Raw genomic sequence first — 255 nt, 5'->3', positions numbered from 1 at the left:
TTTTTCTTCCACATGGCAACCTCCTTTCCTGTTCACGCTCCGGGGGCTCAGAAACTGCCGCGCCAGATGATGGTGAAATCACTGCCGTAACGGTCGTAGTGCCGAGGATAGTAATGGTGGTACTCCTTGTAGTACGGCCGGTAGATGATCCTCGGCGGCCCGTAATAGTAGTGATAGTGGTAGTACCGGTGCCCGGGAGGCACCCAGCCTTGGTGCTTCCAGTGATGGCGTTTCTTCCAATGGTCGTGCTTCCAG

Annotated in this window: 1 pseudogene; it reads right to left on the bottom strand. The window is 55.7% G+C overall.

From position 1 onward, the window contains the following. Positions 1 to 47: 47 nt before the first annotated feature. Positions 48 to 255, bottom strand: a pseudogene (locus ACTFO6_RS19130) (hypothetical protein); the annotation flags it as partial.

This window comes from Pelomicrobium sp. G1 (assembly GCF_051905455.1).
GTDB lineage: Bacteria > Pseudomonadota > Gammaproteobacteria > Burkholderiales > UBA6910 > Pelomicrobium.
Note: the sequence above shows the minus strand (reverse complement) of the source record. Positions and strands in the feature narration are given on the sequence as shown.